This is a genomic window from Klenkia soli, from assembly GCF_900103975.1.
GTDB classification, from domain to species: Bacteria; Actinomycetota; Actinomycetes; order Mycobacteriales; family Geodermatophilaceae; genus Klenkia; species Klenkia soli.
This window is the reverse complement of record NZ_FNIR01000006.1, coordinates 267,400-286,471: the sequence shown is the minus strand read 5'-3', so window position 1 is coordinate 286,471 and position 19,072 is coordinate 267,400. Positions and strand designations below refer to the sequence as shown.

Genomic DNA, 19,072 nt, shown 5'->3' with positions numbered 1-19,072 from the left:
TGACGTCAGGCCGGCTGGATGGCCGAGAGCACCAGGTAGTTGTTCGTCCCGGCGAACGAGGGCTCCTGCACCGAGTCGGCGTTGTAGCCGGCGTAGGTGAAGTCCTCGTAGACCGGCACGTACCAGCCGCGCTCGGTCAGCAGGGTGTTCAGCTGGGTGAGCGCCTGCTCCTGGGTGTCACCGGTGGTGCCCAGCGAGGCGCCCAGCGCCGCCGAGATGTCCGCGTCCTGCGCCTGCTGCAGGTTCATGAACCCGCCGACGACGACCCCGGCGATGAAGCCGGCGGGGTTGGCGCCCACGGCGAAGGGCCCGAAGAGGATCGGGTCGGTCGAGACCGCGGCGAAGGCCTGGTCGGTCGAGGTCGCGGTGATGAAGTTCAGCGTGATGCCGACCTGGGCCCACTGGGCCTGGATGGCGACGGCGTCCTCGTCGGGCTGGCCCAGGACCGTCAGGTTCACCTCGAGGCCGTCGGCGTACCCGGCGTCGGCCAGCAGCTGCTCGGCCTTGTCGGGGTCGTAGGCGTACTCGGTGTCCAGCGCGGCGTCGAAGCCCTCGGCCGCCTCGGGGAACAGCTGCGAGGTGGCACGCGCACCGGGGTGCAGGTCGTCCACCAGGGACTGGCGGTCCGTGGCGTAGATCAGCGCCTGTCGGACCTCGACGTTGCCGAAGGCCGGGTTGATCGCGCCGGTCTTGTCGGTGACCGGGAAGCCGACGATCGTGCCGCCGACGCTGACCGTCTTCTGCTGCGACTCGACCAGGTCGATCGTCGACGGGTCGAGGATCGTCGCCACGTCGGCCTGGCCGGAGACGACCGCGTTGGCCAGCGCCTGGGCGTCGGTGATGACGGTGAAGACGATGGTGTCGTAGGACCAGCTGTCGGCGTCCCAGTTGTCGGCGTTCTTCGTCACCGTGTACGAGCTGGCGCGGGTGCTGGCGTCGCCGTCGAGGGTGTAGGCACCCGAGCCGTCGGGGGTGGTCTCGAGCGAGTCGGGGTCGTCGACGCCGTCCTTGCCGACGATGGCGCCCTGGGTGTCGACCAGGCTGTTCTCGGGCGTGGCCTGCGCGGCGGCCCAGGTGATGACGACGGTCTGCGGGTCGGTGACCGTGACGTCGGTGATCTCGCTGGCCCCGCCGCTGGCGAAGGCGCCGTAGGCGGTGAGGTCGGTGTCGGTGCGCCGGTCGAGGTTGGCCTTGACCAGGTCGGCGTCCAGGCTCGAGCCGTCGGTGAACGTGACGTCGTCGCGCAGGGTCAGCGTGGTCTGCAGGTTGTCGGCGCTGTTGGTGTAGCCGGTGGCCAGCGAGGGCTGCGAGACGCCGTCGGTGTCGGTCTCGAAGAGGGCGTCGTACATCGAGCCGAAGAAGGTGAACTGGCCCTGCGAGTAGAGCAGCGGGTCGTAGCCGGTGGGCGCGGCGTCGGCGTCGAACGCGACGGTCAGCGTGCCCTCGGCGCTCTGGCTGCTGCCACCGCCGCCGGAGCCGCCGCCGCAGGCGGTGAGGCCGAGCGCGCTGACGGCGGCGACCGCCACCCCGAGCTTCTTGGAACGATTCATGTGCGTGTGGGCTCCTTCGCCGGTGACGAGCTCGTCGGGACCCGGGCCTGATCCCGGTCGCCGTCGACCATGGAGGCGCGGGTCACGTGACGTCAGGCACAATGCCGGTCAATGGCACACGAGATCCCGGTCACCGAGCCCCGCGTCCGCGGCAAGCGCCCGCCGCAGGGCGATCCCGTGGTCGACCGGGCCTTCGCGCTGCTGGGTGCCTTCGACGCCCGCCGCCGGTCCATGACCTTGGGCGAGCTGGCCCGGCGCAGCGGCATCCCGACCAGCTCCACGCTGCGGCTGGCCGGCCGGCTGGTGGCATGGGGCGCCCTGGAGCGCGACGCCGAGGGTCGCTACTCGATCGGCCTACGGCTGTGGGAGGTGGCCTCGCTGGCCCCCCGGGCGCAGGGCCTCAAGCAGGTGGCCATGCCCTACATGGGCGACCTGGAGGAGGTCACCCGGCAGCACGTGCTCCTCGCGGTCCGGGACGGCGACCAGGGCCTGCTGGTCGAACGGCTGTCCTCCCACCTGGCGATGCCGGTGCTCTACCGGGTCGGCGGCCGCTTGCCGCTGCACTCCACCGGGGTCGGGCTGGTGCTGCTGGCGTACGCCGAGTCCGAGTTCCAGGAGGAGGTGCTGGGCCGGCCGCTGGTGCACGAGCCGGAGAAGGTCGCGGTCTCCCCCGCCGCACTGCGCCGCACGCTGGCCGCGATCCGCCAGGACGGCCTGCACGTGCTCCGCCGCCGCGCCCCGCAGCCGCTGGTCAGCGTCGCCGCCCCGGTGTTCGGCGCCGACGACCGCATCGCCGCGGCACTGTCGGTCGTCGTCCCGCTCGAGCACGCCGAGCCGCGGCTGCTGGGCCCCGCCGTCCGCACCGCCGCCCGGGCCATCTCGCGCGGCCTCGGCGCCCAGCGCTCGATCGGGCTGGTCCCCGCGCCCTGAGCGGAGCCGGTCGCAGCCGCGTCCCGCCCAATGGCAGGGCCGTAGCCGACCAGCGCCGCGTGCCCGACCGTCGACCGAACACCCGTGGCGCACGTCACGGGTCGACTCGTCGAGGAGCCGCCGTGCCCGTCCACCCGTCCCAGGCCTCGAAGTTCGCCCTTCTCGACGGGCTGACGTCCTTCGAGGCGGCGATGGCCGACCCGGCGTCCCGGGCGAGGCTGGACGAGTTCATGTCGCTGGGCGAGGCACCGCCGGCCCCCGAGGTGCAGGTGCGGGACACCGCCGTGCCCGGGCCGCACGGTGACGTCCCCGTCCGCGTCTACTCCCCGACCGCCGACGGCACCGGGCGGCCGGGCTTCGTCTGGATGCACGGCGGGGCGTTCCGGGCCGGCGACCTCGACATGCCCGAGGCCGACCGGACCGCCCGTGAGGTCTGCACGCGTGCCGGTGCCGTGGTGGTGAGCGTCGACTACCGGCTCGCCGTCGGCGGGGTGACCTACCCGGTGCCGCACGACGACGTCGTGGCCGCCGTCCGGTGGGTGCGCGACCAGGCCGCGACCCTCGCCGTCGACCCGGCCCGGATCACCGTGGGCGGGGCCAGCGCCGGGGGCAACCTGGCCACGGGCGCGGTCCTGCGGCTGCGGGACGACGACGGCTGGCTGCCGGCCGCCCTGGTGCTGGCCTACACGACGACGCACGCCGTCCTCCCCCCGGCGACCGCCGAGCTGACCGCGCTCATGGCCGAGGTGCCCGCGCTGCTGCGCTTCCCCCCGGAGGCCCGCGCCGGGATCACCCGGAACTACGTCGGCGGGCCCGAGAGCCGGGCCGACGGGTACGCGATGCCGGCCGGGGCGGTGCTGACCGGGCTGTGCCCCGTGGTCGCGCTGACCGCCGAGTACGACGACCTGCGGGTGTCGGCCGAGCACTTCACCGCGGCGCTGGCGGTGGCCGGGGTCGACGTCCGGCAGGTCGTGCTGCCCGGGATGCTGCACGGCTTCCTCAACCTGCCGGCCACGGTCGAACCCGTCGGCCGCGCACTCGCCCTGATGAGCGAGGTGGTCGCGTCGTGAACCCGGTCCTCCCGGGCTTCCACCCGGACCCGAGCATCGTGCTGGTCGACGGCACGTACTACCTGGTCACGTCGACGTTCGAATACCTGCCGGGGTTGCCCGTGCACCGCAGCACCGACCTGGTGTCGTGGGAGCTGGTCGGCCACGTGGCCGTGCGGCCCGAGCAGCTGGGACTGGACGACGTCCCCACCCCGGGCGGCACCTGGGCGCCGACCATCCGGCACCGCGACGGCACCTTCCACGTCGTCGTGACCGTGATGCTGGGCGGTCGCGGCTGCGTGGTCTTCTCGGCCACCGACCCGGCCGGCCCGTGGAGCGACGGCGTGCAGGTGCCCGCCGTCGAGGGCATCGACCCCGACCTGGCCTGGGACGACGACGGCACCGCGCTGATCACCTTCGGCGGGTTTCCGCACCCGATCCGGCAGGTGCCCGTCGACCTGGCGACCGGCGAGGCGCTGGGCCCGGTGCGCGTCGTGTGGGAGGGCACCGGGGCGTTCGCGCCGGAGGGTCCGCACCTGTACCGACGCGGCGAGCACTGGTACCTGCTGGTCGCCGAGGGCGGCACCGACCGCGGGCACCGGGTCAGCATCGCCCGCGGCCCCTCGCCGTCCGGCCCGTGGGAGGCGAACCCGGACAACCCGGTGATCACCGCGGTCGGCACCGAGCACCGGGTGCAGAACCTGGGGCACGCGGACCTGGTCGACACCCCGGACGGCGGGACGGCGCTGGTGCTGCTCGGCGTGCGGCCGCTGGGCTTCGCGAACGCGTTCTCGCCGCTGGGACGGGAGACGTTCCTGGCCCCGGTCACCTGGGTCGACGGCTGGCCGCAGGCGACGCTGCCCGAGCCGACCGGGACACCGGACGAGGACGTCGCCGGGGGCGACGACTGGATCGCCGTCCGCCGGACGCCGTCGTCGGTGCTGACCGGCGACGGCCTGGTGCTGACCGGCGAGGGCACGACGCTCGCCGACCCGCGACCGGTGTTCGTGGGCCGGCGGCAGCGGCACCTGGGCTGCGCGGTCGACGTCGTGGTCGACGCGTCGGCCGGTCGCGGTGGCCTGGCCGCCCGGCACGACGAGCAGCACTGGTTCGGGCTGGAGGCGGCGACCTCCGGGGACCGGACCGTGGTCACGGGCCGCGCGGTGCTGTCCGGGCTGGAGAGCACCTGGACGGCGGCGTTCCCGGCCGGTCCGGTGCAGCTGACGATCGAGCAGCAGCTGCCGCCGAGCGGGTTCGTACCTGCGGCGATCGGCGGCGGGGTGGTGCGGCTGCTGGCCGCCTGGGCCGACGCCGACCCGGTGCTGCTCGCCGAGTTCGACGGCCGGTACTGGTCCTACGAGGTGGCGAAGTCCTTCACCGGCCGGGTCTGGGGGTTGTTCGCCGTCGACGGGACGGTGTCGTTCACCGACCTCCGCTACCGCGGCAGCGACGTGGTGTCGTAGCGGGAGCGGAGGGCGGCCAGCAGGTCGTCGGTGGGGTCCTCGCCCGCGGCGACGGCGGCGTGCACGTCGCGGAAGTACTGCTCGTAGCCGGCCGGGGTGTACAGGCACAGCGCCCGGGCCGGCTCGGTGCTGCTGTCGTTGCGGTAGCCGTGCGCGGTGCCGCGCAGTGCGGCCGCCGTGTCGCCCGGAGCGAGGACGACGTCGTCCCCCGCGGTGCTCAGCGTCAGCTGCCCGGCCAGGACGACGAAGTACTCGTCGTGCGAGCCGTGCACGTGCGGCCGGGCGCCCAGGGTGGACGGCGGGAGCGCGAACTCCTCCAGCCCGAACCGGCCACCGGTGTCGTCGCCGGTGAGCGCGAACAGGTGCCGGATGCCGCCGACGTCGAGCAGCTCGCCCTCGCCGCGGCGGACCACCAGCGGTTGCGGCCGCTCTGCTGACGTCACGGTCGGACCGTATCGAGGAAGGCCATGGGGTGGCCGCTGATCTCCGACGGTGGTCACCCGTTGCGATGACCGACGACCGTCAGGGATTCGAGGCCACCCCTTGCCCCGGCTCGCGCAGCTACCGGGCGACGGCCTCGTCACCCGTTTGACCTGGGCTTTCGCCTTGCCCACCTGTCGAGGTTCCGCTACTCTTCGATCAGGTGTTCGAAGACAAAGGAGGAGGGGTCGTGGGTCTGGAGTCCGAGACACCCCCTCGCGCCACGCCCACGGGGTGGGTGCCCGAGCCGCTGCCGCCCGGTGCGCTCGGTGCCGACCCGTCGCCTTCTCCATCCCCGGTGACTGCCGCCCGCCGGTTGCCGCAGCCACCGCCCGACGACGTCACGGCGGTGATCGATGCGCTGCTGGCGGCAGCCGGTGCCGAGCTGGGTGAGGCGTCCTCGGCGCAGCTGCTGGACCGGGCGCGGGGCCTGGCGCGGGTGGTGAACCTGGCGCAGGCCGAGCTGTCCCGGGTGGTGGCGCGCGCCGAGACCCAGGAAGCAGCTGCCGCCGACGGGCTGACCGGGATGCGGCCCTGGCTGCGCGGCCACGTGGGGGCCACCGGGCCCGAAGCCGCCGCGGTGCTCGCCGCCGGGCGGCTGCTCGAGCGCATGCCGGTCCTGGGTGCCGCGGCGGCCCAAGGCGCGGTCACCATGGGTCAGCTCGGCGTCGTGGGGCGGATCCTCACCGCCGACGTGTGGGCCACCGGCGCCGCCGGGGGCATCGACCTGCCGGCGATGGACCAGGTGGTCACCGACACGATCACCGGCGACCACCCCCGCACCCTGACCCAGGTGTGCCAGCGGATCGCCGACACCATCGACCCCGACGGACCACCACCGGTCGACCCCACCGCCGGGCGGTTCCTGCGGATCACCCGCCGCACCGACGGCACCCGCGCCCTGCGCGGGTCCCTGGACGCCGCCGGCGGGGAGAAGGTCGAAGCCGCCCTGGAGGCCATCGCCGCCGCCGGGCGCTGCGAAGGCGACCTGCGCACCCGCGACCAACGCAGCGCCGACGCCCTCGTGCAGCTCGCCGACCTGCACCTGGCCTTGGGCGACTTGCCGGTGCTGCGCAAGGTGCGGCCCCAGCTCGCCGCGGTCATCCAGCTCGAGGACCTGGCCGACCCCACCGGCGTCGCCGCCGCCGCCAGGCTCGGGTCGGGGGTCACGGTGTCGTCCCTGGTCGCGCGGCAGGCTGCCTGCGACGCCGACATCGCCCGCATCGTCCTGGGCCCCGACTCCCTCCCGCTCGACGTCGGCCGGGCCCAGCGCCTGGTCCCGGCCCACATCCGACGGGCCGCCGAGGTCCGGGACGGTGGGTGCGTGTTCACCGGCTGCCACAACCCGGCCTGGATGTGCGACGCGCACCACGTCGTGCACTGGATCGACGGCGGCGCGACGTCGCTGGAGAACACCGCACTGCTGTGCGAACGCCACCACACCCAGGTCCACCACGGCTTCACGATCAGGTGGGATCCCGACCAGGGCCGGTGGCGCACCCACCGGCCCGACGGCACCGAGATCCTCATCGGGCCGATGACCGACACCCGCGGCGACCCACTCCCCGACCTGCACACCGAAGACCCACCCCTCTTCGCCGACCGCCGAACCTGAGCACGCCGACCTGGGCCATGATCGACCGGCGCCGCGTCGTGAGCGGCTGAAGCCGACGGGCGGGAGGTGGGCACATGCTGTCCACGAGCGCTGAGCACATCGCCAGCGACCTGCTGCAGTACGGAGAGGACGCGACCGCGGCCTGGGTTCTGCGCTGCACGGATGCGGAGCTGGTCCGGGTCTGCTCCGTCGGCTGCTGGCTGCTGTTCCACGGTCCGGGACCGTCGAGCGGGGGCAGCATGCTCGTCGCGAAGGCGGTGTCGCTGGCCGCCGTCTACGTGCACGAGGGAGCGCCCCGCGAGCTGGCTCGGACGCGCCGTCGCGGGCAGCCCACCTGGACCACCCACCAGGACGAGGACGGCGTCTGGCACCTCGGGCGACTCCCCGATGCAGTCCTCGCCGCCCGGGTCACCGCTGACCACGGCGTCGGGGTCGATGCCCGAGCCGTCTGGCAAGCACGGTGATCGACCGGCGCTACGGTCGGGCCGTGGCCGAACCACCTCGCGTGACCCTTCGGGCGCGCACCGACGACGACCTCGACGTCCTCTTCGGGATCGCCGCCGACCTCGACACCTGGGAGGAGCGGAACCCGCAGGCGCCGGCGCCGCTCACCCGCGAGCGGTTCGACGCGCGGCGTGCGGCCGACCCCGGCGGCGACGCCGTCGAGTTCGTGGTCGACGCCGACGGCCGGGCCGTGGGCGCGGTCTCGCTGTTCGGGTTCGACCTGTACGCCCGGCACGCCGAGGTGGGCATCAGCCTGGCCCCCGAGGCCCGCGGCCGCGGCATCGGCACGGCGGCGCTGGTCCAGGTCGTGGAGTTCGGGTTCACCCGGCGAAACCTGCGCCGCATCCACCTGCAGGCCATCGCCTCCAACGTCGGCGGGCTCCGCGCCTACGAGAAGGCCGGGTTCGTCGTCGAGGGCCGGCTGCGCGAGCACGCCTGGGTCCGCGGCGGCTACGAGGACGTCGTGCTCATGGGCGTCCTGCGGTCCGACCGATGAGCGTGGTGGAGACCGACTACCTGGTCGTGGGCGCGGGTGCGACCGGCCTGGCCTTCGCCGACACCCTGCTCGACGAGACCGACGCGCACATCACGGTCGTCGACCGGCACGGCGCACCCGGCGGGCACTGGAACGACGCCTACCCCTTCGTCACCCTGCACCAGCCCTCGGCGTTCTACGGGGTCAACTCCCTCGAGCTGGGCACCCGGCGGAAGGACACCGCCGGCCCCAACCAGGGCCTCTACGAGCTGGCCTCGGGCGCCGAGATCACCGCCTACTACGACCGGGTCGTGCGCACCCGGCTGCTGCCCAGCGGTCGGGTCGGCTACCACCCGATGAGCGAGTACGACGGTGCGCACGGCTTCCGCAACCTGCTCTCCGGCGCGGTCACCGAGGTCCGGGTCCGCCGCAAGGTCGTCGACGCCACGTACGCCAGCCCGTCGGTGCCCTCGACCCACCGGCCCCGGCTCACCGTCGCGGACGACGTCCACCTCGTCCCGCCGAACGCCCTCCCCGGGCTCGCGCACCGGCCACCGGCCCGCTTCGTCGTCCTCGGCGGCGGCAAGACCGCGATGGACACCTGCGTCTGGCTGCTCCGCAGCGGCCTCGACCCGGAGGCGATCACCTGGGTCGTGCCGCGCGACTCCTGGCTGATCAACCGGGTCACCACCCAGCCCGGGACGGAGTTCTTCGCGGAGTCGATCGGCGGCCAGGCCGACCAGCTGGAGGCCATGGCGGCCGCCACCAGCACCGAGGACCTCTTCCTCCGGCTGGAGCGGGCCGGCATCCTCACGCGGGTCGACCAGGACCGCCGGCCCGGCATGTTCCACCTGGCCACCGTCGCCCCCGGCGAGGTCGAGGTGCTTCGCCGCATCCACGACGTCGTCCGGCTCGGTCGGGTCCGCGAGCTGCACCCGGATCACATGGTGCTGGACGAGGGCTCGGTGCCGGTCGCCCCGGGCACGGTGTTCGTCGACTGCACGGCCTCCGCGGTCGAGCCGCGCCCGCCCCAGCCGGTCTTCCAGGGCGACCGGATCGTGCTGCAGCTCGTGCGGCTCCCGCAGCCCGCGTTCAGCGCCGCGCTCACCGCCTGGGTCGAGGCCCACCACGAGGACGACGGGACGAAGAACCGGCTGTGCGGCACCGTCCCCTTCCCGCACACCCTCGACGACTACCCCGCGACCATGCTGGCCACGATGTGGAACCAGTTCCACTGGGGTCAGGACACCGAGCTGCGCCGCTGGATCCGGGCCAGCCGCCTCGACGGCTTCGGCGAGCTCATGGCCCGGGCCGACCGTGCGGACCCGCAGCAGCTGGCGATCCTGACCCGCCTCAAGCAGCACGCACCGGCCGCCGTGGCCAACCTGACCCGCCTCGTCGAGGCCCGCACCGGAGCGAGCTGACCGCAGTGCCGACCACCCCGCCGGAACCGGTGGTGTCGATGCTGTGGGAACGCACCGACGCGCCGACCGCGCTGCGCCGGCGGTTCGGCTTCCCGGACGGCGCGACCGCGGCGGCGCACCTGCAGGCAGCCCTCGGGCGGCACTGGGGCCTGCGCGCCACGACCTGCCGGCGGATGACGATGAGCGACCAGAACCTCCTGGCGTGGATGGACACCCCCGCCGGTCGGGTCGTGGTGAAGGCCTGCGCCTGGGCACCGCTGTTCGACCGGCTGGGTGTCATCGGCGAGGTGGTGACCGCCCTCGGGGACCAGGGACTCCCGGTCGCGGCACCGGTCCGCAGCACGGCGGGTGCTGCCCGCGCGCTGCTCGACGGCCCCGTCCCGCTGTCGGTGGCGGTGCTGCCCGAGGTGGACGGCGAGCTGCTGGACAGCACCGACCCGGGCGCCGTCCGCGCGACGGGCGAGGTGCTGGCCCGCGTCCACAGGGCGATGGCCGGGCTCGACCTCGAGCTGCCGCCGCTGGCCGGTGGCGGCGCGGTCCACCCGTTCGCCGCGCCGGAGGCCGCGACGGCCCGCACCCGCGGACGCGCACCCGGTGCGGCCGCCCGGCTGGACGCACTGCTCCGCGACCTGCCGGAGCTCGACGTCCCCGCTGCCCTGGTGCACGGGGATGTCCGGGGCGCCAACGTCCTCGTGTCCGGTGGCCGGGTGTCCGCGCTGCTGGACCACGACAGCCTGGTCGTCGGGCACCGGGTGCAGGACCTGGCGGCCGCCGCGGTCAAGCTCGCCACCCGCTTCCACGACTGGGACCCGCCCCCGCCCGGCAGCCGTGACCAGCTGCTGGACGGCTACCGGTCGGTGGCCGCGCTGACCGCGGCGGAGGAGCACTGGCTGGAGGTGTGCGTGCTCGCCGAGGGGCTGGGCCAGATCCCCGCAGGGCCCGACCCCGCCGGCTGGGCCGCCGCCGTGGAGCGCGGTCTCTGACCCGCCAGGAAGCCGTGCCGCTCAATGGCAGGCCGCTGCCGTGCGGTGACCGCGGTCACCGATGCTCGTGGGAGTCGACGCCGACCCCGCGCCTGGAGGCAGCCATGAGCTTCGAGTACCTGATCGACCCCGCCAACGGTCCGCAGTGGCAGGGCCAGCTGCCCGGTACGCCCGAGCCCTACGTGCTGCGCCGCGGCGAGGGCGAGCACGCCAAGCTCTTCGGCGACCTGTTCACCGTGCTGCTCTCGGGCGCGGAGACCGAGAACCAGTTCGGGATCATCACCGCCGAGTGCCCACCCGGCGACGTCATCCCCACCCACAAGCACGACGCCACCCACGAGACGTTCTTCGTCCTCGAGGGCCAGGTCCGGCTGTTCTTCGAGGACGCCGAGGGCGCTCAGCAGACCCGCCTGCTCGCCCCCGGCGACTTCGGCTACGTGCCCGCCGGCTTCGCGCACGCCTACCAGGTCCTCGAGCCCAGCCGCATGATGGGCACCCTCTCCGGCGGCTTCGAGCGGTTCTTCCAGCACATGGGCACCCCCACCGACCACACCGGCGAGCAGCCGCCGTTCATCCCGGACTTCCCGCGCATGCAGTCCGCCGCGCAGCAGCACCGCATGCAGTTCCTCCCCGAGCACCGGTGGGACGTCCAGGAGTGACCCCGCCGCCCCCGGCGCACACGGCTCCCCTGCCGCCCGCCCGCACCACCGCGGACGGCGTCCGGGTCCTGGCCGGCGTCCCCTACGCAGCCCTGCCCGGTGCCCGACCGCTCGAGCTCGACCTCCACCTGCCCGCGCACCCCGGACACGCGCCGGTCGTGGTGTTCCTGCACGGCGGCGGCTGGCGGCTGGGCAGCCGGCACTCGGCCGGCCCGTCGTTCACCGGCAGCGAGCCGTTCGAGCAGCTGGCCGCCGCCGGCATCGCGGTGGCCAGCGTCGACTACCGGCTCTCCGGCGAGGCGGTCTGGCCGGCCCAGCTGCACGACGCGAAGGCCGCCGTCCGGTGGCTGCGGTCCCGGGCCGACGAGCTGGGGATCGACCCCGACCGCATCGCGGCCTGGGGCGAGTCCGCCGGCGGGCACCTGGCCGCGCTGCTCGGGCTGACCGGCGGGGAGTGGGACGGCGAGGTCGGGGTCACCGGGGTGCCGAGCACGGTGTGCGCCGTCGTCGCCTGGTACCCGCCGACCGAGCTGGCGACGGTGGCCGACCCGGGTGACCCGGCCTCCCGCGAGGCCCAGCTGCTGGGAGCCCCGCCCGCGGCCGACCCGGTCCGCGCCGTGCAGGCCAGCCCGGTCAGCCACGTCACCCCGACCGCGCCGCCGTTCCTGCTGCTGCACGGGGACGCCGACCGGCTGGTCCCGCACGACCAGAGCGTGCGGCTCGCGCAGCTGCTCCCCGACGTCGAGTTCGAGACCCTGACCGGCGCCGACCACATGTGGCTCGGCTCCCCCGACGCCGCCGCGACCGCGCTGGCCCGCACCACCACCTTCCTGACCCAGCACCTGATCGGAGACCAGCAGTGAGGATCGTCGGCTTCCGCCACCGAGCCGGGGACGGCGCCGTCGGGGACGTGCAGGTCGGGGCGCTCTCCGAGGACGGCGCCCGGGTGACCGCGCTGGCCACCCTGGAGGAGTTCTGGTCCGACGCCGCCGCGCTGCTGGCCGCCGACCCGGCCGCCGCGATGGGTGCCCCCGACCTCGCGGTCGACGACGTCGAGCTGGTGCCGCCGGTGCTGCCCGGCGCCCGGGTGGTCTGCATCGGGCTGAACTACCTCAAGCACGTCGCCGAGGGCTCCTTCAGCGGCCAGGCCCTGCCCGAGCACCCCACGCTGTTCGCCCGCTGGACGCAGTCGCTGTCGGTCGGCGGGGTCGGCGTCCCGGTGCCGGTCGACGAGGACGGGCTGGACTGGGAGGGCGAGGTGATGGCCTACGTCGGCGCCGAGCTGGCCGACGCCACGCCCGAGGAGGCGCTGGCCGCCGTCGTCGGGTACTCGACGTTCAACGACATCACCGCCCGCCGGGCGCAGAAGCTGACCAGCCAGTGGATCCTCGGCAAGAACGCCGACCGGTCCGGCCCGCTGGGTCCGATCGTGCCGGCCGCCGAGGTCGGCGACCTGCGCGACGGCCTGCGGGTGCGCACCCGGGTCAACGGCGAGACGGTGCAGGACGGCTCCACCGACGAGATGGTCTACACCGTCGGCGACACCCTGGCCCTGATCAGCCGCACCTTCACGCTGCGGCCGGGCGACCTGCTGGCCACCGGCACGCCGTCCGGGGTCGGCTACGCCCGCGACCCGCAGTGGCTGCTGCACCCCGGCGACGTCGTCGAGGTGGAGATCGACGGGCTCGGCACGCTGACCACGCCCGTGGTGGCCGACCGGTGACCGACTTCCGGCAGTACCTGTTCCCGCACGACCACCCGCGGCTGGCGTCGGTCCGCGGCATGGACCCCTACGCCTACCGCGAGCACGCCCGCACGCCCGGCACCTTCACCGGCGGGCTGGTCGAGGGCTGGACGCCGCTGTACCTCGCGCCGTTCCGCGGCGTCACCGAGGACGGCGTGCTCCGCGAGGGCCTGCACGACCTCACCCCGGCCGAGCCCGGCGAGGAGGCCCCCGTCGCGGCGATGGTGGCCGCGGCGGAAGCGCTGATCGCGGTCGCCGACGACCCCCGCCTCCGGTACGACGTGGACGCCCCCGAGTGGCAGACCTGGGCCAACCCGGAGTTCCTGCAGTTCGACACCGGCCTGCGCCTGGAGCTGCAGCCCGACGCCGTGCGGCAGGCCGCGCTGGACCTGGTGCGGGCCTCGCTGAGCCCCGAGGGCTTCGACCTGGCGCACGGGATGATGCTGGTCAACGGCTTCCTCGGCGAGGTCGTCGACCTGCCCACCGTGCTCGGCGAGTTCAGCTACAACATCGCGGTCTACGGCACCCCCGACCTGCGGGCGCCGTGGGGCTGGCAGCTCTACGGCCACCACTGCGCGCTGAACTGCCTGGTGGTCGAGGGCCGGATGGTGCTCTCGCCGGTGTTCCTGGGCGCCGAGCCGGACCGGATCGACGAGGGACCGAACGCCGGCCCCACGCTCTTCGCGCACCGCATCGACCTCGGCCGGGCGGTCATGGCCGCACTGCCGGCCGACCAGCGCACGGCCGCCGTCGTCTACGAGCAGATGGTCGACCCGGCGATGCCGCCCGGCCGGGTGCACGCCGGCGACGAACGGCACCTGGCCGGGGCGTTCCAGGACAACCGGGTCATCCCGGTCGAGGGCGTCGCCGTCGCGGACATGCCGCCGGCCGCGCAGGACGCCGTCCTGGCGCTGCTCGAGGACTTCCACGTGCTGCTCCCGGCGGGCCCGCGGGCCGCCCGGATGCGGGAGATCCGGGCGCACCTGGACGGGACCAGCTTCAGCTGGATCGGCGGCACCGACGTCTACTACTGCCGCGTGCAGTCACCGGTCGTCGTCGCCGAGATCGACCACCACTGCGGCGTCTTCCTCGACTACCGCACCCCGCAGCCCTTCCACGTGCACACCGTGCTGCGCACCCCGCACGGCAACGACTACGGCCGGGCCTGGGTCCGCCGGTACCAGCAGATGCACGAGGAGCAGCCATGAACCAACGCGTCCCGGTGCTCGTCGCCGGGGGCGGGCCCAGCGGGCTGGCCGCGGCCATCGAGCTGGGCCGGCGCGGCATCGAGGTGCTCGTGGTGGAGCCGCGGGAGACCCTCGACCCGCTGCGCGCCCGGGCGAAGACCACCAGCGTGCGCACCATGGAGCACCTGCGGCGCTGGGGGCTGGCCGACGAACTGCGCCGGCGGGCACCGCTGCCGGTCGAGCACGCCCAGGACGTCGTCTTCTGCACCTCGGTGTTCGGCCGTGAGCTGACCCGCTTCCCGAACGCGTTCGGTCTGTGGACGCAGCCCCGCGACATCGCCGCCGAGGCCGGCCAGCAGGTGCCGCAGCCCGTCGTCGAGCAGCTGCTGCGCGACGCGGTGGCCGACCTGCCGTCGGTGACGCTGCTGCTGGGGCACCGGGTGAGCGAGGTCGAGGACGGGCCGGACGGCGTCCGCGCGGTGGTCACCGGGCCCGAGGGCACGACCACCGAGGTGCGGGCCGAGTACCTGCTCGGTGCCGACGGCGGCGGCGGGGTCTCCCGGGCGGCCATCGGCGCGAGCTACGCCGGCTCCTCGGGCACCGCCCCGAACCTGTCGCTGGCCTTCCGCTCGCGGATGCTCGACGAGCGGCCGCCGTGCGGGCTGGGTGTGCACTGGTGGGTGGTCGGCGGCGAGCGCGGCGGCCTGATGGGTCGGCTGGACCTCGACGGCACCTGGTGGGCGATCGTGCAGGGCGTCGACGTGCGCACCGAGGCCGTCGACCCGGTCGAGCTGGTGCGCGCCTTCGCCGGCGACCCGCACCTGGACGTCGAGGTGCTGGTCACCGACCCGTGGTCGGCCCGCATGCTGCTGGTGGACCGCTACCGCGGCGAGCGGGTGTTCCTGGTCGGGGACGCGGCGCACCTGAACCCCCCGTGGGGCGGGCACGGGTTCAACACCTGCGTCGGCGACGCGGTCAACATCGGCTGGAAGCTGGCCGCCGTGCTGCAGGGCTGGGCCCCGGTGTCGCTGCTGGACAGCTACGAGCCCGAGCGCCGGCCGGTGGCCGAGCGGACCATCGCCGCGGCCGGCGGGCAGGAGTCGTTCACCGCGGCCGCCTTCGCCGGACGGGACGCCGAGGCCCCCGGACCCGAGGGCGACGCCGTCCGGGCCGAGCTGGCCGCCGCGCTGCAGGCCAAGGACCCGGAGTTCCACAGCCTGGGCCTCGTGCTGGGCTACGACTACGCCGACTCCCCGGTCGTCGTCCCCGACGGGTCGACACCTCCGGCGCACGACGTCGTGGAGTACCGGCCCTCCGCGCACCCCGGTGCCCGGCTGCCGCACGCCTGGCTGCGGCCGGGGTGCTCGGTCTACGACGAGCTGGGCGACGGGTTCACCCTGCTCGTGCTCGCCGGTGACCCCGCTCCGCTGGCGGCCGAGGCGGTGCGACGGAGCATCCCGCTGACCGTGGTCGAGGTGGTCGTGCCACGTGAGCTGTGGGGCGCCGACCTCGTGCTCGTGCGGCCCGACCAGCACGTCGCCTGGCGCGGCGACGCGATCGACTCCCCCACCGACCTGCTCGACGCCGTCACCGGCGTGCACACCCTGGAGACCGCATGACCGCCACCTTCCCCGAGTCCTTCCTCTGGGGCACGGCCACCGCCGCCCACCAGGTCGAGGGCGGCAACACGCAGAACCACTACTGGGAGTGGGAGCACGCCGAGCACTCCCCGTTCGCCGAGGTCAGCGGCGACGCCTGCGACAGCTACCACCGCTGGCGCGAGGACCTGGACCTGGTCGCCGGCTCGGGGCTGGGCGCCTACCGGTTCAGCCTGGAGTGGAGCCGGATCGAGCCCGAGGAGGGCGAGGTCTCCCGCGCCGGGCTGGACCACTACCGGCGGATGGTCGACGGCTGCCTGGAGCGCGGGCTCTCGCCGCTGGTCACGCTGATGCACTTCACCACCCCGCGGTGGTTCCACGCCGACGGCGCGTGGACCTCACCGAAGGCGGCCGACCGGTTCGCCCGGTTCACCGAGACGGTGCTGCCTGTGCTGGCCGACGTGCCGTACACGGTGACCATCAACGAGCCGAACCTGGCCGCCGTCCTGCCGGTGCTGGGCGCGATGGCCGCCCGCGGTGAGGCCATCGAGGGTCTCCCCCGCCCCGACCAGCGGCTGACCGACGCCTTCCTCAGCGCGCACCGGGCCAGCACCGAGGTGCTCCGCGGTGCCGGTGTCACCCACGGGCTGTCGCTGGTCGGGCAGGAGTGGATCGTCGAGGACGGCGGGGACGACGAGCTGGTCGCCCACCGCGCCGCGATGGAGGACCAGTTCCTCGAGGTCGCGGCGGACGGCGACTTCGTCGGCATGCAGATCTACAGCTGCGCCCGGATCGGCCCCGACGGCCCGGTCGCCGGCGACCCCGCCCTGATGACGAAGGCCCACATGGAGTACCGCCCGGGCGCGCTCGGCGCCTCGGTGCGCCGGGTGTCGGAGGTGCTGCCGGGCACCCCGATCGTGGTCACCGAGAACGGCATCGCCACCGGGGACGACGCCCAGCGGGTCGAGTTCACCACCGAGGCGCTGCGGTCGCTGTCCGCGGCGATCGCCGACGGGGCCGACGTCCGCGGGTACGTGCACTGGTCGCTGCTGGACAACTTCGAGTGGTTCGCCGGCTACGGGCCCACGTTCGGCCTGGTGGAGGTGGACCGGCAGACGTTCGTCCGGACGCCGAAGCCGAGCCTGGCCTGGCTGGGCGGGGTGGCGCAGGCCAACGCGGTCTGAGGTCGCCCAGAGTTCACGCCGGGTCCACCCCGGCCGGGTCGGCGGCGCGCCACGCTCGGGCATGGCCTCGACGCTCCCCCTCGCCGACCGGGCCGCCCTGGCCCTGGCCGTCCCGCTCGTCCACGCGCTCGGGGCCCGGCTGTTCGACCCCGAGGACCCCCCGTCCGGCGTCGTCCTCACCGTCGAGGGCATCGCCGGCAACGGGGCCGGCGGGGCGCACGCCTCGGCGTTGTCGGCCCTGCTGGAGCTGGCCGGCTACCTCGCGCTGGCCCCCCGGCTGGCCGACGACGAGCACGCGGTCTCCCACGCGGTGGCCCTGCAGCTGATCGCCGCGGCACCGGTGGGCAGCGAGGTGCGGGCCACCGCCCGGCTGGACCGCCGCGGCAGCCGGCTGGCGTTCCTCACCGCCTCGGCCACGGTGGCCGACCACGTGGTGGCCCGCGCCCAGCTCACGAAGTCGATCGTGCCGTTCCGCTGACGCCGCGCAGGAACCGCTGCAGCAGGCCGGTGACCACCTCGTGCTGCTCGGTGACCAGGGCGTGGGTGGCTCCGGGGACGACGGCCAGCTGGGCGCCGGGGATGCTGCGGGCGATCAGCACGGTGTGCTCGAGCCGGACGGTGTCCCGGTCGGCGGCGACCACCAGGGCCGGCGCGGTGATCCGGGCCAGGTCGGCGGGGTCGATGTCCGGCTCGGTCAGCCACAGCCGTCGCAGCTTGGCCAGCACGACGCCGGCGTGGTCGGGGCCGTCCGGCGACAGCCGGGCGTGCGCCCGGGTGTCCTCGTCGTCGGGGTCCACCGCGACGGGCACGCCGGCCGTGGACAGCGCGGCGGCGAGCTCCTCGGGCGAGAAGGTGAAGCCCGAGGGGTGCAGGTTGGCGCTGATCGCCACCAACGACCGCACCCGCTCCGGGTGCTGCAGGGCCAGCAGGAGCCCGATGATCGCGCCGTCGCTGTGGCCCACCACGTGCACCCGGCCCAGGCCGACGTCGTCCAGCCAGGCCAGGGTGCGGGCGGTCTCGGCGGCGTAGGAGTAGGGCCCGTCGACGTCCGGGGTGCGGCCGTGGCCGGGCCGCTCGAACGCATGCACCCGGAAGTCCGCGGCCAGGGCGTCGGCCTGCGGCCGCATCGTCTCGATCGTGCAGAACCCGCCGTGCAGGAGGAGCACGGGTTCCCCGGCCCCGTGCTCCTCCGCGTGCATCAGGCGGGGTTGACGTCCTGCGACGAACGCAGGATCTCGGCCAGCTGCTCCATGTGGCCGGCCTGCGAGTGGTAGTCCATCGCCACCTGGTTCCAGGCGTGCACCTGGCCGGCGACCAGCGCCGGGTGGGCGGCGAAGGTGGCCTGGGCCGCGAGGTCGTCGGCCTGGAAGCCCTCGACGTTCACCAGCAGCACGTCGCCGGTCATCATCTGGGCGGCGTTCTCCCAGCTGTAGATGTCCCAGTAGTAGTTGCCGTCGTCGGGGTTCAGATCGGTGAAGTCGACGCCGTAGCTGCGGTAGAGCTCCATCTCGGGCTCGTCGTCGGGCTTGGCCAGGTAGATGCCCGAGCTGGCGTCGGCGTACATCTGGGTGACCTCGAGGTCGGACTCCTCGGCAGCCGACTGCAGGTCGGCCGCGGCGGCGTCGAACTCGGTCTTCGCCTCGTCGACCGACGACTGCTCGGCGCCCAGGGCCAGCGCCATCCGGTTGAAGTTGTCGATGACGTCGCTGCCCGTGCCGCCCACCACCACGGTGATGAGCGGTGCGATGGCCTCGAGCTGCTCCTGCTGCTCCACGTCGGCCAGGCCGTAGCGCGGGCCGTCGAGGGCCAGGGTGCCCTCGCGGTCCTCCGGGTAGAGCCCGACGACGATCACGTCCGGCTCGGTCTCGGCCAGCGCCTCCAGGTCGATCTCGCCGTAGCTGTTGCCGACCACCGGGATGTCGGCCGCCTCGGGGTACTCGGCGAACCGCTCGTCGCTCGCGACGTCGACGCGGCCGAAGACCGCCACCGGCTCGACGTCCAGGCTCAGCAGGCCCAGGGCGTAGTCGCTGTAGCTGGCGATCCGGTCCGGTGCCTCGTCGAGGGTCACCGTGGTGCCGGTGTCGTCGGTGAACTCCCACCCGCCCGAGCCGGACGAGCCGTCGGCGGCGTCGGCGGTGGGACCGGAGGAGCAGGAGGCGAGGGTCGCGGCGGCGGCCAGGGCGGCGGCCGCCAGCGCCGTGCGGCGCGGGAGGGAGGTCATGGTCAC

19 protein-coding genes are annotated in these 19,072 nt (G+C 74.4%); 15 read left to right on the top strand and 4 right to left on the bottom strand.

Translation table 11 applies throughout. The annotated features are described in order from the left end of the window. Positions 1–5: 5 nt before the first annotated feature. A complete protein-coding gene (locus BLS67_RS11615; protein ID WP_091244902.1) occupies positions 6–1,550 on the bottom strand; it encodes an ABC transporter substrate-binding protein in 1,545 nt (514 codons plus the stop codon). Positions 1,551–1,661: 111 nt separating this feature from the next. Between BLS67_RS11615 and BLS67_RS11610 the strand changes: the two genes are divergently transcribed. The 3 genes from BLS67_RS11610 to BLS67_RS11600 all read left to right on the top strand — a co-directional run bounded on the left by BLS67_RS11610 (position 1,662) and on the right by BLS67_RS11600 (position 4,992). Then, on the top strand, positions 1,662–2,480 hold the full coding sequence (locus BLS67_RS11610; RefSeq protein WP_165617552.1) for an IclR family transcriptional regulator: 819 nt from the start codon (positions 1,662–1,664) through the stop codon (positions 2,478–2,480). A gap of 122 nt (positions 2,481–2,602) precedes the next feature. Further along, positions 2,603–3,550, top strand: a complete 948-nt coding sequence (locus BLS67_RS11605; protein WP_091244901.1) for an alpha/beta hydrolase — start codon at positions 2,603–2,605, stop codon at positions 3,548–3,550. Continuing rightward, positions 3,547–4,992: a glycoside hydrolase family 43 protein gene (locus BLS67_RS11600; protein WP_091244898.1), complete on the top strand. Its 1,446-nt coding sequence runs from the start codon at positions 3,547–3,549 to the stop codon at positions 4,990–4,992. Before BLS67_RS11605 ends, BLS67_RS11600 begins: the two co-directional genes overlap by 4 nt. On the opposite strand, the gene BLS67_RS23795 is transcribed toward BLS67_RS11600, so the two are convergent. After that, positions 4,965–5,435, bottom strand: coding sequence for a cupin domain-containing protein (locus tag BLS67_RS23795; RefSeq protein ID WP_165617551.1), 471 nt, complete (start codon positions 5,433–5,435; stop codon positions 4,965–4,967). The two genes, BLS67_RS11600 and BLS67_RS23795, sit on opposite strands and share 28 nt — an antisense overlap. A gap of 335 nt (positions 5,436–5,770) precedes the next feature. On the opposite strand from BLS67_RS23795, the gene BLS67_RS11590 reads away from it, so the two are divergent. From BLS67_RS11590 to BLS67_RS11535, 12 genes are all read left to right on the top strand, one after another. Beyond that, positions 5,771–7,087: an HNH endonuclease signature motif containing protein gene (locus BLS67_RS11590; RefSeq protein ID WP_165617550.1), complete on the top strand. Its 1,317-nt coding sequence runs from the start codon at positions 5,771–5,773 to the stop codon at positions 7,085–7,087. 74 nt (positions 7,088–7,161) lie between these two features. Next, positions 7,162–7,551: a hypothetical protein gene (locus BLS67_RS11585; protein ID WP_091244892.1), complete on the top strand. Its 390-nt coding sequence runs from the start codon at positions 7,162–7,164 to the stop codon at positions 7,549–7,551. Positions 7,552–7,592: 41 nt separating this feature from the next. After that, the gene (locus BLS67_RS11580) at positions 7,593–8,087 is read left to right on the top strand and encodes a GNAT family N-acetyltransferase (protein ID WP_165617549.1); all 495 of its coding nucleotides are present in this window, start codon (positions 7,593–7,595) and stop codon (positions 8,085–8,087) included. Beyond that, positions 8,084–9,490 carry an NAD(P)-binding protein gene (locus BLS67_RS11575; RefSeq protein WP_091244886.1) on the top strand — a complete coding sequence of 469 codons (1,407 nt, stop codon included), beginning with the start codon at positions 8,084–8,086 and terminating at the stop codon, positions 9,488–9,490. The genes BLS67_RS11580 and BLS67_RS11575 overlap by 4 nt, the downstream gene beginning before the upstream one ends. Positions 9,491–9,495: 5 nt before the next feature. Continuing rightward, the gene (locus tag BLS67_RS11570; RefSeq protein ID WP_091244884.1) at positions 9,496–10,473 is read left to right on the top strand and encodes a phosphotransferase enzyme family protein; all 978 of its coding nucleotides are present in this window, start codon (positions 9,496–9,498) and stop codon (positions 10,471–10,473) included. Between the two features lie 104 nt (positions 10,474–10,577). After that, on the top strand, positions 10,578–11,132 hold the full coding sequence (locus tag BLS67_RS11565; protein ID WP_091244880.1) for a quercetin 2,3-dioxygenase: 555 nt from the start codon (positions 10,578–10,580) through the stop codon (positions 11,130–11,132). After that, entirely contained in the window at positions 11,129–11,995 is an 867-nt protein-coding gene (locus BLS67_RS11560) for an alpha/beta hydrolase (protein WP_165617548.1), read from the top strand. Before BLS67_RS11565 ends, BLS67_RS11560 begins: the two co-directional genes overlap by 4 nt. Further along, a complete protein-coding gene (locus BLS67_RS11555) occupies positions 11,992–12,855 on the top strand; it encodes a fumarylacetoacetate hydrolase family protein (protein WP_091244872.1) in 864 nt (287 codons plus the stop codon). The genes BLS67_RS11560 and BLS67_RS11555 overlap by 4 nt, the downstream gene beginning before the upstream one ends. Continuing rightward, complete coding sequence (locus tag BLS67_RS11550; RefSeq protein WP_242654005.1) at positions 12,852–14,084, top strand: DUF3500 domain-containing protein; 1,233 nt, start codon at positions 12,852–12,854, stop codon at positions 14,082–14,084. The genes BLS67_RS11555 and BLS67_RS11550 overlap by 4 nt, the downstream gene beginning before the upstream one ends. Further along, the gene (locus tag BLS67_RS11545; protein WP_091244869.1) at positions 14,081–15,682 is read left to right on the top strand and encodes an FAD-dependent monooxygenase; all 1,602 of its coding nucleotides are present in this window, start codon (positions 14,081–14,083) and stop codon (positions 15,680–15,682) included. Before BLS67_RS11550 ends, BLS67_RS11545 begins: the two co-directional genes overlap by 4 nt. Continuing rightward, a complete protein-coding gene (locus BLS67_RS11540; protein ID WP_091244866.1) occupies positions 15,679–16,845 on the top strand; it encodes a glycoside hydrolase family 1 protein in 1,167 nt (388 codons plus the stop codon). The genes BLS67_RS11545 and BLS67_RS11540 overlap by 4 nt, the downstream gene beginning before the upstream one ends. 61 nt (positions 16,846–16,906) lie before the next feature. Beyond that, positions 16,907–17,323 (top strand): PaaI family thioesterase, encoded by a 417-nt coding sequence (locus BLS67_RS11535; RefSeq protein WP_091244864.1) that lies wholly within the window; start codon positions 16,907–16,909, stop codon positions 17,321–17,323. Here BLS67_RS11535 and BLS67_RS11530 read toward each other — a convergent pair. Both BLS67_RS11530 and BLS67_RS11525 read right to left on the bottom strand, forming a co-directional pair. Further along, positions 17,295–18,044 (bottom strand): alpha/beta fold hydrolase, encoded by a 750-nt coding sequence (locus BLS67_RS11530; protein WP_091244861.1) that lies wholly within the window; start codon positions 18,042–18,044, stop codon positions 17,295–17,297. The two genes, BLS67_RS11535 and BLS67_RS11530, sit on opposite strands and share 29 nt — an antisense overlap. Then, positions 18,044–19,066, bottom strand: coding sequence for an ABC transporter substrate-binding protein (locus BLS67_RS11525; RefSeq protein WP_242654009.1), 1,023 nt, complete (start codon positions 19,064–19,066; stop codon positions 18,044–18,046). Before BLS67_RS11525 ends, BLS67_RS11530 begins: the two co-directional genes overlap by 1 nt. Between the last annotated feature and the right edge of the window lie 6 nt (positions 19,067–19,072).

Excerpts from the sequence above, each read along its gene's own strand:
- BLS67_RS11615 (WP_091244902.1), bottom strand. The coding sequence starts at position 1,550 with ATGAATCGTTCCAAGAAGCTCGGGGTGGCGGTCGCCGCCGTCAGCGCG.
- BLS67_RS11610 (WP_165617552.1), top strand. The coding sequence starts at position 1,662 with ATGGCACACGAGATCCCGGTCACCGAGCCCCGCGTCCGCGGCAAGCGC.
- BLS67_RS11585 (WP_091244892.1), top strand. The coding sequence starts at position 7,162 with ATGCTGTCCACGAGCGCTGAGCACATCGCCAGCGACCTGCTGCAGTAC.
- BLS67_RS11575 (WP_091244886.1), top strand. The coding sequence starts at position 8,084 with ATGAGCGTGGTGGAGACCGACTACCTGGTCGTGGGCGCGGGTGCGACC.
- BLS67_RS11565 (WP_091244880.1), top strand. The coding sequence starts at position 10,578 with ATGAGCTTCGAGTACCTGATCGACCCCGCCAACGGTCCGCAGTGGCAG.
- BLS67_RS11545 (WP_091244869.1), top strand. The coding sequence starts at position 14,081 with ATGAACCAACGCGTCCCGGTGCTCGTCGCCGGGGGCGGGCCCAGCGGG.
- BLS67_RS11540 (WP_091244866.1), top strand. The coding sequence starts at position 15,679 with ATGACCGCCACCTTCCCCGAGTCCTTCCTCTGGGGCACGGCCACCGCC.
- BLS67_RS11535 (WP_091244864.1), top strand. The coding sequence starts at position 16,907 with ATGGCCTCGACGCTCCCCCTCGCCGACCGGGCCGCCCTGGCCCTGGCC.
- BLS67_RS11530 (WP_091244861.1), bottom strand. The coding sequence starts at position 18,044 with ATGCACGCGGAGGAGCACGGGGCCGGGGAACCCGTGCTCCTCCTGCAC.
- BLS67_RS11525 (WP_242654009.1), bottom strand. The coding sequence starts at position 19,066 with ATGACCTCCCTCCCGCGCCGCACGGCGCTGGCGGCCGCCGCCCTGGCC.